The 13,778-nt window shown below is 58.7% G+C and carries 12 protein-coding genes; 5 read left to right on the top strand and 7 right to left on the bottom strand.

Annotation, left to right across the window (positions count from 1 at the left end; all coding sequences use genetic code 11):
- Nucleotides 1-18: 18 nt before the first annotated feature.
- From add to manA, 3 genes are all read right to left on the bottom strand, one after another.
- Nucleotides 19-1,026 carry an adenosine deaminase gene (gene add / locus SANT_RS10185; protein WP_025422193.1) on the bottom strand — a complete coding sequence of 336 codons (1,008 nt, stop codon included), beginning with the start codon at nucleotides 1,024-1,026 and terminating at the stop codon, nucleotides 19-21.
- Between the two features lie 128 nt (nucleotides 1,027-1,154).
- A complete protein-coding gene (locus SANT_RS10180) occupies nucleotides 1,155-2,684 on the bottom strand; it encodes a YdgA family protein (RefSeq protein WP_025422192.1) in 1,530 nt (509 codons plus the stop codon).
- Between the two features lie 142 nt (nucleotides 2,685-2,826).
- Nucleotides 2,827-4,005 carry a mannose-6-phosphate isomerase gene (gene manA, locus SANT_RS10175; protein WP_025422191.1) on the bottom strand — a complete coding sequence of 393 codons (1,179 nt, stop codon included), beginning with the start codon at nucleotides 4,003-4,005 and terminating at the stop codon, nucleotides 2,827-2,829.
- Nucleotides 4,006-4,166: 161 nt separating this feature from the next.
- On the opposite strand from manA, the gene fumC reads away from it, so the two are divergent.
- Nucleotides 4,167-5,564 carry a class II fumarate hydratase gene (gene fumC / locus SANT_RS10170; RefSeq protein ID WP_025422190.1) on the top strand — a complete coding sequence of 466 codons (1,398 nt, stop codon included), beginning with the start codon at nucleotides 4,167-4,169 and terminating at the stop codon, nucleotides 5,562-5,564.
- A gap of 52 nt (nucleotides 5,565-5,616) precedes the next feature.
- Here fumC and tus read toward each other — a convergent pair whose 3' ends face one another.
- Both tus and SANT_RS10160 read right to left on the bottom strand, forming a co-directional pair.
- Nucleotides 5,617-6,546, bottom strand: coding sequence for a DNA replication terminus site-binding protein (gene tus / locus SANT_RS10165; protein ID WP_025422189.1), 930 nt, complete (start codon nucleotides 6,544-6,546; stop codon nucleotides 5,617-5,619).
- A gap of 347 nt (nucleotides 6,547-6,893) precedes the next feature.
- Nucleotides 6,894-8,171, bottom strand: coding sequence for an MFS transporter (locus tag SANT_RS10160; protein ID WP_025422188.1), 1,278 nt, complete (start codon nucleotides 8,169-8,171; stop codon nucleotides 6,894-6,896).
- A 139-nt stretch (nucleotides 8,172-8,310) separates the two neighbouring features.
- On the opposite strand from SANT_RS10160, the gene SANT_RS10155 reads away from it, so the two are divergent.
- The 4 genes from SANT_RS10155 to SANT_RS10140 all read left to right on the top strand — a co-directional run bounded on the left by SANT_RS10155 (nucleotide 8,311) and on the right by SANT_RS10140 (nucleotide 12,970).
- Entirely contained in the window at nucleotides 8,311-9,207 is an 897-nt protein-coding gene (locus SANT_RS10155) for a LysR family transcriptional regulator (RefSeq protein ID WP_025422187.1), read from the top strand.
- Between the two features lie 167 nt (nucleotides 9,208-9,374).
- Nucleotides 9,375-10,592: an ROK family transcriptional regulator gene (mlc, locus tag SANT_RS10150; RefSeq protein WP_025422186.1), complete on the top strand. Its 1,218-nt coding sequence runs from the start codon at nucleotides 9,375-9,377 to the stop codon at nucleotides 10,590-10,592.
- A gap of 117 nt (nucleotides 10,593-10,709) precedes the next feature.
- Nucleotides 10,710-11,396 carry a dethiobiotin synthase gene (gene bioD, locus SANT_RS10145; protein ID WP_025422185.1) on the top strand — a complete coding sequence of 229 codons (687 nt, stop codon included), beginning with the start codon at nucleotides 10,710-10,712 and terminating at the stop codon, nucleotides 11,394-11,396.
- A gap of 107 nt (nucleotides 11,397-11,503) precedes the next feature.
- Nucleotides 11,504-12,970, top strand: coding sequence for an MDR family MFS transporter (locus SANT_RS10140; RefSeq protein WP_025422184.1), 1,467 nt, complete (start codon nucleotides 11,504-11,506; stop codon nucleotides 12,968-12,970).
- 100 nt (nucleotides 12,971-13,070) lie between these two features.
- On the opposite strand, the gene SANT_RS10135 is transcribed toward SANT_RS10140, so the two are convergent.
- Nucleotides 13,071-13,325, bottom strand: a complete 255-nt coding sequence (locus SANT_RS10135; RefSeq protein ID WP_025422183.1) for a DUF1161 domain-containing protein — start codon at nucleotides 13,323-13,325, stop codon at nucleotides 13,071-13,073.
- A 76-nt stretch (nucleotides 13,326-13,401) separates the two neighbouring features.
- The gene (locus SANT_RS10130) at nucleotides 13,402-13,752 is read right to left on the bottom strand and encodes a DUF1283 family protein (protein ID WP_025422182.1); all 351 of its coding nucleotides are present in this window, start codon (nucleotides 13,750-13,752) and stop codon (nucleotides 13,402-13,404) included.
- Nucleotides 13,753-13,778 lie beyond the last annotated feature (26 nt).

Raw genomic sequence — 13,778 nt, 5'->3', positions numbered from 1 at the left:
CCGCGCCGCGGGCGGCGGCTAGCGTTTGCGGGCGAGTACCCGCGCGCGCAGCGCCTCTTTCTCCGCCTTGTTAAGAAAAGCAATGGTTAGGCCATTTTGTTGAGCGCGGGCGATATCCTGCGCGTTTAGGCCTGCCGCCGGCGCCGCCTGACGATACTCATGACCGATGTCGATTCCCTGGACCGCCGGATCGTCGGAGTTCAATGTCGCCAAGATGCCGCTATCGAGAAAGCGTTTCAAGGGATGGTGCGCTAAATCGCGCACGGTACTGGTCTGAATATTAGAGGTCAAACAGCTTTCGATACCGATGGCGTGGGCGGCGAGAAAATCCATAAGCTTGGGATCGTCTATGGCCTTCACGCCGTGGCCGATGCGTTCAGCGCCGAGCTCCTGGATAGCCTGCCAAATACTTTCCGGCCCCGCGGCCTCACCGGCGTGCACGGTAATACGCAGGCCGGCGTCCCGGGCGCGGGTAAAATGACTGAGAAACTCGCTGCCGGGATAGCCCAGCTCATCGCCGGCCAGATCCACGGCGGTAATGCCGTCGCGGCAGGCGAGGATCGCCTCTAGCTCCTGCCAGCAGGCGTCTTCGCCGAAGGTGCGGCTCATAATACCGATAAGACGCACCGGCAATCCGCTTTCGCGGCTGGCGCTTTGCACGCCATCGATGACCGCTTCCACGACCCCTTGCAGCGGCAGGCGATGGGTCATCGCCATGTAATAGGGTGAAAAACGCAGCTCGGCGTAATCCAGACCGGCCGCCACCGCATCGGCGACGTTTTCCCGCGCCACGCGCTGACAGGCTTCCAGCGACCCCAGCACCGACACGCCCAAATCCAATTTCTGCAGAAAACTGACCAAATCCGGCTCGGTAGCGGTGACCTGCACATGGGGACGCAAGGCGTCCAGCGTGTTGGCGGGCAGGGCGACGCCAAATTCGCGGCCGAGATCGAGGATCGTTTGCGGGCGGATATTGCCGTCGAGATGACGGTGCAAATCCGTCAGCGGCAGGGACGTATCAATCATGGGTGATAACTCTTTCAGGTGACATTAATAGGACTCATTATAACAGTTCGCGGCCGGGGCGATATTCGCCCGGTTGAGAAAACGCTCCCGGTTGACGCCGGGAGCGCGGGTGATAGTAACGCGGGGATTTACGGCTGCGGCACCGCCGGCGGCGCGGCGGGCGGCGGGGCGCCTTCGGGCAGCCCGAGTACGCCGAACAGACCGAGGAAGTTCTGAATCGACATTTTCTGGCCGTTCAGGTTGATTTGGTTGTCGGCATATTGAAAGCTGCTGGTCAGCGTATTATCCGCCACCGTGGTCAATTTAAACATTTGCCCCATGGCCGCCAGCCCCTGGACCTGCTGTTTGGCAAGCTGGTCGGCGTCTTTCTCATTGTAACCCTGCAAGCGGGCGAACTGCGCGGTGGTCTCGGTGGCCATATCCAGCGGCACGGTCAGCTTGGCGTCGAGTTTTTTGACGAACCTGGCCCATTGTTGATCCGGCGTCAGCGCCGGATCTTGCGCGGCCTGCTGTGCCGCCGCCGGATCGTTAAGATTTAGCGTCAGCGTGAAGGTGCTTTCCCCCTTGCCGTTCTTCCAGCTCAACGGGGCGACAGTCAGGTACGGGCTGCCTTTCAGCGCGGTGGGCAGCTGTTGCAAGAAGGCTTGAGTGATTTGCGCCTGCTGCTGCTGCGGATCCACCGCCCCCGTCTGCTGCATGATTTGCGCGACCTGCTGGTGATACTGATCGCTGAAAGCTTCAATCGCTTTGCCGTCCAGATTGGATAAGGTGATGTTCAGCTTGCCGGCGCCGAAGTTCTGCCCCTGAATATGCAGCGCGTCCAGGGCATAGGCGACCTGAACGGATAACTTATCGCCGTCTTCTTGCGCGTGGGTGACCTGGGAGAGCGCGTCGATACTTAGAATATCCTTGCCGTCCAGATTGTACACCAGCGTGCGCGCTTTCAGCGTATTGTCGCCGATGCTGTAACCTTGCTTGCCGTTATGGGTATCGTTATCCACGGTGAAATCATGCACCGTCAACTGTTCGCGCTGCTGCCACTGATTAAGCCCGCCCAGCACCAGACTGTCGATGCCGCCGGAGACCTTCAGCTTGTCGCCATCGCCATCCGCGTCGACATCGAACGTCCCGCCGCTGGCGCGAATGAGAGTTTGGTTATTCTGAAAATCCATCGCCGCCAGGGTGATTTTGGAAACCGTGTTGCCGCCGTAGCCAAAGCGGGTTTCCGCCACCAGCGGCACATTGGCCTTCGCGGCGTCAAACAGCGGCTGGGTTTTGGCCGTTTTCGCCAGCTCGCTATGTACCGACGCCATGCTGGGGATGAGCACGCCTTTTTTCAGTTGGGCAAACGGGAAAGGACCGTGATCGACTTTCTCATTAAAGCGCACCTCTTCGCCCGGCTTGAGCAATTTATTGTCGCCGGTACTGCCGTCCGACTGCACAACGACATCAACATGACTGGTGAAAACGCCGCGCCGGTAGTTTTCCGCGGCAAAACGCAGCCCCGACTGTGGAAACGCGCTTTGCAACCGGGCATTGGCGTCGTTAACCAAATCAGGTAAACGGCGCTGGAATTGTTTGCCGGTGTACCAAGCGCCGCCGGTCCAGGCGGCGCCGAGAATGACGATCACGCTGACCGCTACGAGGGTTTTTTTCATAGGTTATGCATCCTTATAATTTATTGCTATCCCACTTGTCCGCCCAGCAACGCCAAAGGCAACAAAAAACAGACACGGCCGGGAACGAGGCTCATGCCATGCAACTAATATAGTAGCAATTGACAAGCATTTCGTCCGGCGGTCATTCGCTTTGATTATAAACCCGAGCTAAACGGCCACTGCCGCTGACGGTAATCGGGAAATCTTTTGCTGCGATAAAGACCGACTCCCCCGGCTGGAGGGTGCATTGTCGACCGCCGCCGTCCACGGTGGCCTGGCCGTCGACGCAGAATAAAACGGCGGCGCTGTCCTGGGCCAGCGTGCGCGGCGCCGGCGTGAGCGCGTGCAGCGAAAAGGCGAAATCGTCCACCGGGATGGGGAACACCAGCGCGCCATCGTGCTGCTCGGGGACGGTCAACAGCGTGTCTTCCGGTTTGGCAACGAATTGGACGTTGGCCATCAGCTCGGGCACGTCGATATACTTTGGCGTCAGGCCCGCGCGCAGCACATTGTCGGAGTTGGCCATGACTTCCAGCGCCACGCCCTTGAGATAGGCATGGGGGGTTTGCGCGAACAAAAACATCGCCTGGCCGGGCTGCAGGGTGATCACATTTAGCAGCAGCGGCGAGAACAGGCCGCTATCGTCGGGATAAACCTCGGCAATCATCCGCACGGTGTCCCAGGGTTCGCCATGCTGATGGTCCAGCGCGGCGGTGAGAATATCCAGCGCCAGGGATTTTTGCTCGCCGGTCATCGTCAGCAAATCGCCGAACAGTTGCGCTAAATGCTGCTCGTCAGGATGGGCGAGGAAGGCGGCAATGGTGGGGTGGGCTCCCGCGACGGGCTGTAATAGCGAGACGATAGACGACAGCGTGCGAAAGCCATTCATGGCCTGAAACGGCGTTAAAGCAAACACCAGTTCTGGCTTATGGTTGGCGTCCTTGTAATTGCGGTTGGGCGCGTCCAGGGCGATGCCCGCCTGGTTTTCTTTGGCAAACCCCGCGCGCGCCGCGCTCAGACTGGGATGAACTTGGATAGACAGCGGCTCGTCGGCGCACAGCACCTTAAACAAAAACGGCAATTCCCCAAAACGTTCCGCCACCGCCCGGCCCAGCATGCCCTGCGGATCGCGGGTAATGAGCGTGCGCAACGCGATTTCGTTGCCCTGGGGGTCCAGAACGCGCGAACTGCTTTTGGGGTGCGCGCCCATCCACAATTCCGCCATCGGCCGGTCATTGGGATCGGTAATGCCGTAAAGTCGGGTTAGGGCGTCTTTACTGCCCCAGGCGTAATGCTGGAGGGTATTTATCATCTTTTCCATGATCGTTCCCGTTAATAATTTATTGATTCGTATTGTAATAGCGCTCACCGCTCGCATAATGGTAGGCGTTTGTGTGCGACTATACTACCAATGCCCTGGGCATAGAAGTAAGCATCTAGGGGCGGGTTAGCGATCTTTAGGATGAATACCAGGAGGTTATGATGGCAGTCACTCGTGTAGAAAAAGATTCAATGGGGCCGATTGACGTCCCCGCGGACCACCTTTGGGGCGCGCAAACGCAACGCTCGCTGGAACATTTTCGGATTTCCAGCGAAAAAATGCCCCCGGAATTGATTAGCGCGCTGGCGCAAACCAAACGCGCCGCGGCCGAGGTGAATCAGGATCTCGGCCTGCTTGAGGCCAAGCGTGCGCAAGCCATTATCAGCGCGGCGGATGAAGTTTTGGCCGGCAAACACCCCGCCGAATTCCCGCTGGCCATATGGCAGACCGGCTCCGGCACGCAAAGCAACATGAACATGAACGAAGTGCTGGCCAACCGCGCCAGTGAATTGCTGGGCGGCGAGCGCGGCGACGGGCGTTTGGTGCATCCCAATGACGATGTTAATAAAAGCCAAAGTTCCAATGACGTCTTTCCCACGGCGATGCACGTCGCTGCGGTTATTGCCGTGCGTGAACATCTGCTGCCGCAGATAGCGATATTAAAGAAAACCTTGGCCGCCAAGGCCGCCGCCTTTAACGATATTGTGAAAATCGGCCGAACCCATCTCCAGGACGCCACGCCGCTGACGCTGGGGCAGGAAATATCCGGCTGGGTGGCGATGCTTGAGCACAGCACAAAGCATATTGAGCAAAGTATTCCGCATCTGTGCGAACTGGCGCTGGGCGGTACCGCGGTGGGCACCGGTCTCAACACCCATCCAGAATATGCGGTTCGCGTGGCGAAAGCGCTGGCGGAACTGACTGGACAGCCGTTTGTCACCGCGCCTAACAAGTTTGAATCCCTGGCCACCTGTGATGCCCTGGTGCACGGCCATGGCGCCCTGAAAGGGCTGGCGGCGTCGATGATGAAAATCGCCAACGATGTGCGCTGGCTGGCGTCCGGTCCACGCTGCGGAATCGGCGAGCTGAGTATTCCGGAAAACGAGCCGGGCAGCTCCATCATGCCGGGCAAAGTCAACCCGACCCAGTGCGAAGCGATGACCATGCTGTGTTGCCAGGTGATGGGAAACGACGCGGCGGTGAATATTGGCGGCGCCTCCGGTAATTTCGAGTTAAACGTTTACCGCCCCATGGTTATCCATAATTTCCTGCAATCGGTGCGCCTGCTGGCGGACGGTATCGACAGTTTCAATCATCACTGCGCGGTTGGCATCGAACCTAACCGCGATCGTATCGATCAGTTGCTCAATGAATCACTGATGCTGGTGACGGCGCTCAATACCCATATCGGCTACGACAAGGCGGCGGAAATCGCCAAGAAAGCCCATAAAGAGGGGCTGACGCTTAAGGCTTCAGCGCTGAAGTTGGGGTATGTGACGGAGCAGCAGTTCGATGAATGGGTCCGACCGGAAGACATGGTCGGCAGCATGAAAAGCTGACCGTTTACGGTCTAATAACCGGCGCAAGGCGGGCCATAGGCAGAGGCTCGCCTTAGGTGGCGACATAGAGATGCAGTCGTTCAATCAGTAAATGGGCGGGCAGCGCGGCCGGTACGTGTTTCGGGCGGATGGTGCGGCGGTCATAATTCAGCAATTCCCCCAGCGCCGGCACCGTGGCTCCCTGCTGCGTGCGGCAGAGCACGATAAGCGGAGAAGGGCAGGCGTATTGCACCTGCTTTTGCCGCGTTTGGTACCACACCCGCGCGATCGGCTGTACTTTTACCGGCCGTTTGATTTTCAGCGGGGTGTCCGGCGGCAGTTTTGACACCTGGTTAATCTCATCGCGCACCCGCTCCCGCCACTGCTCCCGGGTGTAAGGAGGGACCGCGCGGCCGCCTTGCAGGCTTTTTTGCAGCATCGTCAGCACCTCCTGGCGCGTTAGATTTTTGATAACCTGTTTATTTGCCCAGCCAAAACGCACAGAGTCTGGATCGGTAATCACCTGCAGGCCACGATAGGCGCTCAGGGTTTTCAGACCGCGCAAATGGCGATGTACAAAGTCAAAACGTTGCTCCGGCGGGAGCTGCGACTCGACGGTAATCAACTGGGCCAGTTGCGCTTTAAGGTCGTTGATTTCGCCCACCAAGGCGAGGGCGGACGCATACTGATCATCATCCACGGCGAAGCATAAGGCGCCCGGTAGGCGAATCGCCGCTTTGCTGCTGCTGTCAGACTTCTGATGATAAATAAACAGGCGCTGATAATGCGCCAGGCCGGTCGCCAGCGCGGTTTTTCCCACCTGCTGTTGTACCTCGAGCGTGGTGATTTCGGCCTGCTCCTGACCTTTTTCCACTTCTGGGAGAGTAAAGACGCGGGCGGCCAGCAGACGAAAACCGCCAAGCAGCGGTCCTAGGGCCTCCAGGCGCAGCTGCAGGGTGTTGAAGCAGGCGTTAAGACGCTGTGTCAAATCCAAAGAGGGCATAGTTCCATCTCGCTATTAGTTACAACATACTATACGCTTTAAGACTATACTACGGTTATTACCTTAACGAAAGAGAGGCCGTCACGTCCAGAAACCTCGTCAGGAAATCAACTCAGCCGTTCACGTCCAGGAGTCGCAACACGGGCGAAAGCGCATAACGAAGGGAGGGAAGACCAGGGCCAGCGCACGCCTTCGCGCCTCGCCGCGGCTCTGGCGCCGACATCGCCCACCAGGACGCTAACGGCAAAAATGCAAGGCAGGCCGCGCGACGAAAACAGAGGAACCCTGCGCCGTCGGCGTCTGCGTCTGCCGCCTTTGCGCCACCAAGCGGCTTTAGCCGCTCAGCGCTATACCGCGCGCAGTTCCGGCAACCGGCGCAGGCGTTGGGCGACGTAAAGGCCAACCAGCAGGAGCACGGTAATAAAGGCCACGACGCCCGCCCAGCCGTAGCCGTGCCAAAAGAACCCGCCCAGAGTACCGGCGGTACTGGAGCCGAGGTAGTAACAGAACAAATACAGCGAGGAGGCCTGTCCTTTGGCGCGACGCGCGCGGCGGCCAATCCAACCGCTGGCGACGGAATGCGCGGCAAAAAAACCGCCGGCGAACAACATCATGCCGATGAAGATGGCTACCAACTGCGCCAGCAACGTCAGCAGCAAGCCGGCCACCATGATTAAAATGGCCACCATCATAACCGGACCGCGGCCGTAGCGTGCGGTAAGCGCGCCGGCTTTGGGTGAACTCCAGGAGCCGGTCAGATAGACGACCGACAGTAAGCCCACCACCGCCTGGCTGAGCAACCACGGCGGCGAGAGCAACCGATAGCCGATATAGTTAAACAGCGTGACGAACGAGCCCATGAGCAAAAACCCTTCGATGAACAGCAGCGGCAGACCCTTATCACGCCAATGCAGGCGGAAATTGATGGCCAAATTGCGGGGTTTCAACGACGTCGGGCGGAAATGGCGCGACGCGGGCAATATGCGCCAGAACATCAGCGCGGCCAGCAGCGCCATCAAACCAATGCAGCCCACCGCAATCCGCCAGGAGAATAAATCGGTCATAACGCCGCTCAGCAGCCGGCCGCTCATGCCGCCGATGGAGTTGCCGCTGATATACAGCCCCATGGAGAAGGCCACCACGCTGGGATGGATCTCTTCGCTGAGATAGGTCATCGCCACCGCGGCGACGCCGCTGAGCGACAGTCCGATACAGGCCCGCGTCAGGAGAATAGCCTGCCAGCTGGTCATAAACGCGCTGAGTAGGGTAAAACTGGCGGCCAGTATTAACGACACCACCATAACCGATTTACGGCCTACCGCGTCCGACAAGGGACCGGTAAACAGCAACCCCAGCGCCATCGTGCCGGTGGATACCGAGAGGGAAAGGCTACTGGCGGCGGGAGAGACGCCGAAATCCGCCGACAGCACCGGCAAGATAGGCTGGACGCAATAGAGCAGGGCAAAGGTAGCCAGACCGGCGGAAAACAGCGCCAGGGTAAGCTGTATAAATTGTGGCGTGCCGCGTTTGATATACAACGAACGGGACGGAGCAGTTACGGGCTGGGCGATACGCGTCGCCGGCGCGTCCGGCGATGAAGCCGTCGTGCGCGAAAGGGTGTTCACGATAAATCCTTAATGCCAACATCATGCAGGGTTAACCTCAGCGACGGCCGCCGCTGAGTAGCTGAATCGTTTAATAAGGATAGAAAACGGCAATTTTTTTGTCTAATATATTAATAATCATAATTGATATATTTAAAATATGAATATTGAGCTTAGGCATTTACGCTATTTTATCGCGGTGGCCGAGACGCTGCATTTTGGCCGCGCCGCGGAGAAGCTCCACATCTCCCAGCCGCCGTTAAGCCAGCAGATCCAGATCCTGGAGCAGCAGGTGGGGGCGCTGCTTTTGGAGCGCAATAACCGCAACGTCAGGCTGACGCCGGCCGGACGACAATTTTTGGAACAGGCGTGGCAAATCATCGCCCAGGTCAATCAGGCGGCGGACCGGGCAGCGCGGGTACATCGCGGGGAACTCGGCGAGGTTACCATCGGCTTTACCGCTTCCGCGCCTTTTATCAAATCCATTTCCGCCAGCCTGTTGGCGTTTCGTCAACAGCACCCCGATGTGCATATCCAAATGGTGGATACCAATACCAAGCAGCAGATTGAACCGTTACTGACCGGCAAACTGGATATCGGTATCATGCGCAACACGCCGCTGCCGGATGCGTTGGACTATCAATTACTGCTGCGCGAACCCCTCATCGCCGTGGTGCATCAAGATCACCCGCTTGCCAGCGTGGCGGGCGAAAGCATCACGGTGCGCCAGCTGGCGGACGAGCCGTTCGTCTTTTTTGATCGCAAGGTCGGTACCGCGCTGTATGACGAGATCCTGCTGCTGCTCAAACGTTATGATATCGACCCCTATATTACCCAGGAGGTCGGCGAGGCGATGACCATCGTCGGTCTGGTGGCGGCAGGCCTCGGCGTATCGATACTGCCGGCGTCATTTCTGCGCATCAAAATCGACAGCGTGCGCTATCTGGCGCTGCGGGAGCCGGACGCCAAAACCGAAGTCTGGCTGGTCACCAACCGCCAGCGCGCCCTGTCGGCCTCGGCGCAGCGCATGATACATTTAATGCTACAGGGGCAGTAATGATGGCCGACCGCAGCGCCCTTACCGGCGAGAGCTGCGCCGGTGCCCGCAACAAATATGTGCGGTAAATCACATTTCCAATCAAATAGTTGACGGCTAAACGTAAAAGTTTCACCATACCCCCAATCTTATTATTTTATAGCGTGAAAAATAGCGGGAGCGGGTCAGTGATTGGCATTGGTCAACCCGGGCATATTGATCAAATTAAGCAGGCGAATGTAGGTGCGGTGTATCGTCTGATTGACACGTATGGTCCCGTTTCCCGTATCGCGCTGTCCAAATATGCCCATTTGGCCCCCGCCAGTATCACCAAAATCGTGCGCGAATTGATGGAAGCGCATCTGGTAGGCGAGACGGAGTATCAGGAAAACGGATTACGCGGCCGGCCGGCCGTTGGCGTGGTGGTGGAGACGCAGGCCTGGCATTTTCTCTCGCTGCACATCAGTCACGGCAGTCTCTCGCTGTCGCTGCGCGAACTGTCCAGCAAACTGGTGGTGGAAGATACCGTCTCCTTGCCGTCGCAGGCTTCCTTACCGCTGCTCACGCGCCTCATTGCCGAGGTGGATGCATTTTTTACCCGCCATCAGCGTCAGTTGGAGCGACTTACGGCTATCGCGGTCACGGTGCCCGGCATTATCGACGCGCAGGCCGGTATCATACACCGCATGCCGTGGTACGATGTTTGCTATATGCCGCTGGGGGAGGTCCTCAGCAGCCATATCGGCGTGCCGGTCTACCTGCAGCATGATATTTGCGCCTGGACCATGGCTGAAGCGCTGTACGGGGCAGCACGTGGGTGTAACGACGTGGTACAGATTGTCATTGATCATAATGTCGGCGCCGGGGTCATCACCGGCGGTCGGCTGCTGCACCGCGGCAGCCGCTCCCTGGTGGAGATCGGCCATACGCAAATCGACCCCGACGGTAGGCGATGTTACTGCGGCAATCGCGGCTGTCTCGAAACCGTTGCCGGCATGGAGAGTATACTGGCGCATACGCGCCAGCGCCTGAAGCGCCAGCCGGACTCGGTGCTCAACGACGTTCCGTTAAGCGTGGAACGCTTATGCAGCGCGGCGCTGGCCGGCGACCGCGTGGCACAAGAGATCATCACCGGCGTCGGACTGAACGTCGGGCGCATTCTGGCGATGATGGTGAACCTGTTCAATCCGGAGAAAATTTTGGTGGGATCGCCGCTCAACGGCGCGGCGTCGATTCTGTATCCGGTCATGCAACGCTGTATTCAACAGCAATCGCTGCCGGATTATAGCCGCCGGATTCAAATCCAGGCCACCCGTTTTAGCCATCATGGCACCATGCCCGGCGCGGCGTTGGTAAAAGATGCCCTCTACGATGGTTCACTTTTGCTTAAGCTGATGCAGGGATAAAACCGCAAAAATATTGCGCTAACGCAAGCCACCCCTCGCCGCAATGACGTACATTTCTTCCTGATCCTCCCGCGAAATTTTATTAACTCTAATGGATTACGACAGTCTGGAGTTGCCATGTTGAAACATATGTTTGTCACCGGTACGGATACCGCCGTCGGTAAGACTGTTGTCGCGCGCGCGCTATTGCAGCATTTAGCGGCGAGCCATTATACGACGATAGGCTATAAACCTATCGCCGATAGCAATCTGATGACCGCCGAGGGACTGCGTAATCACGATGCCCTGATATTGCAGACGTCGTCCTCGCTGGCGCGGCCCTACAGCGATATCAATCCGCTGCTGATCCCTGAGACCGCCGCCGGTTGTTTCACCGGTGAGGCGGTAGATTATGACACCATGAGCCGCGGGCTGCGGCATCTTTCCACGCTGGCCGATACGGTGGTAGTGGACGGTAATTGCGGCTGGCGTGCGATTATGAACGACTATCGGCCCTATTCCGAGTGGGTTGTCCGCGAACGGTTGCCGGTGGTGCTGGTCATCGGCATTAAACTGGGCTGTATCAGCCATGCGATGCTGACCGCCGGCGCCATCCTCAACGACGGCTTACCGTTATTGGGCTGGGTTGCCAACCGTATTAATCCGGGACTGGCGCACTACGCCGAAGTATTGAGCGTACTCAACCGCATTATGCCGGCACCGCAGTTGGGTGAATTGCCTTATTTGCCGCGGGCGGAGCAGCGGGACCTGGCCAAATTTATTGATTTGTCGCCGCTGGCGGTCGGGGCGCAACACTCCGCGTAAACGGCCAACAGACACCGACACTCCCCGTGCCGGTCAATACCCGACTGTTTGCTCAAGGAGTCAGCTGCTATAATCAGCGGACAAAAAAATCGCTCAATCAGGGACCTATGCACCAGACGCCGGCGTCAACCGCTGCGCCCTTGCGGCGCGGTTGGATACTTATTGCCTGTATGCTGGCCATGTTTATGGCGGCGGTGGAAGTCACCATCGTCGCCACCGCCATGCCGGATATTATCGCAAGCCTCGGGGGCTTCCCGCTGCTGAGCTGGGTGTTCTCCATCTATCTGCTGTTGCAGGCCATCTCCATACCGATATACGGTCGCCTGGCGGACATGTTTGGCCGCAAGCCGGTGTTTTTTGTCGGCACCGGGCTGTTTCTCAGCGGCTCCATACTGTGCGGTTTTGCAAGCCATATGTCGGCACTCATTTTGTTTCGCGCGCTGCAAGGACTGGGGGCAGGCGCTATCGTGCCGCTCGCCACTACGATCATCGCCGATGTCTACAACCAGCAAGAGCGCGCGCGCCTGCAAGGCTATCTTTCCAGCGTCTGGGCGGTATCGGCCATTATCGGCCCGCTAATGGGCGCGTTTATCGTCCGCCACTATCATTGGTCAGGGGTGTTTTGGGTCAATGTTCCGCTGGGCATTATCTCGACGGGTTTACTGGCGCGCTATCTCCCGGCAGCGCCGCACCGGCATGACGCGCCATCGCTGGATGTGGCCGGTATCGCCTATATGACGCTGGCGGTCGGTTGCCTGCTTATCGCGCTGTTGCAAGGCGATGAGCTGGGCCGCTGGCGCGCGGGACTGCTGGTGCTGTCTGTTATCAGCGCCGTGCTATTGGTGCGGGAGCAGCGGCGCAGCGCCGTGCCACTGTTCCCGCTGGCGCTGTGGCAAAGCAAAGTTATCATTGCCGGCAACGTCGGCGGACTGATTATCGGCGCGGCGATGATGGGTATCGCCGCGTTCTTACCCACCTATATTCAGGCGGTGCTGGGTGGGAGCACCCTTGAGGCGGGCTGGACGCTGGCGGTAATGTCTTTGGGCTGGCCGCTGGCAAGCACGCTGTGCGGCAGGTTGATGATACATACCTCTTACCGTCTGATGGCGCTGTGCGGCGCGGTTTTGCTTGTGGCCGGCAGTCTGTTGCTGCTGCGGCTGGACGCCCAGAGCAGTATTGCCGCCGCCCGGCTGGCGTCGTTTGTCATCGGTCTGGGCATGGGGATGAGCAATACCACTTTTCTGGTTTCGGTACAAAACGAGGCGCCGTTTGCGATTCGCGGCATCGCTACCGCCTCAACCGTCTTTACCCGTATGGTAGGATCGGCGCTGGGCACGGCGGTATTGGGCGCCACGCTGAATATGAATTTGCAGCGGCGGCTGCCCGGGATAGACGACCCCGTGCAGCATCTCATCGCTCATCATAGTCATAGCGGCCCGGGGCTGGCGCACATGGCGCAGCAGGTGGCGCTATCAATGCATGGGGTTTACTGGGTCTCGTCGCTTATCGCTTTTTGCGCGCTCATTGCCGCTGGCCTGGTACCGCGCGGGTTGCGCCCGCGACAGGAAGAGTAGCACGCGCGAAAGGGGGCGCGGGCGGGAGGGACACGCCAAACGCCCGCGCAGGGGGACGGGGGTGGGTAGGAACACGTCCAGCGCCCGCCCCCGGTAAGCATCAGGGACTGGGCGCGTCATCCCCGTGGCGGGTGTAGACGATTTTCTGCGTGTCGTTTTCGCAGTGCCCCACCACCTGACCGCCGGCGCTATCCGCCTGATCGTTCGGTACAATTTCCAGCGTGAAACCGGATTCGGGTACGCCGTTGGCAACGATCTTCCGGGCGATGTCCGCTTTTACGTTTTCGCACGCGGCCTGCGCGCCGAGAGGCACGAGCAGGGCCAACGTGGCGGTTAACAACATTGACTTCTTCATCCTGTCATCCTTATGTGATAATGAAGTGGCGTTATAAGCGTAGCAGCGAAGCGCCCGTTAGGAAATTCGCATGGACTTAGGGCGCCAGCAGCGAACGCCCCGTGCGGCGGTCCAGACATCGGGAGGTATTGGGCTCCCAATAGGCATTGACGTTCTGGCTGCTGTTGCATTTCTCCTGCAAATCCACCGCCTGATCGTAGCGATCAAAATCTTTTTCAACACGCGTATTCACTTTGTTACGCAGCATATGGGTGGCATTCCATTGTTCCTGACTCTGCCGGGCCGCTTCCCGCGACCGGGCGGTATCGCCGGAATCGATAACGATATGTTGGGTGGTATTGCTGGCGGCGATGCCCGCGCCGGCGTAGGCCATCAGGCCCAGTGCCAGCAGGCCGCCGAGCAAACGTTGAGTCGGGATTGTATTCATGCCATGTTCCTTCTAAGCTGTGCGCG

Source organism: Sodalis praecaptivus (assembly GCF_000517425.1).
In the GTDB taxonomy this organism is placed as follows: domain Bacteria; phylum Pseudomonadota; class Gammaproteobacteria; order Enterobacterales; family Enterobacteriaceae; genus Sodalis_A; species Sodalis_A praecaptivus.
This window is presented reverse-complemented; position numbering and strand designations above follow the sequence as displayed.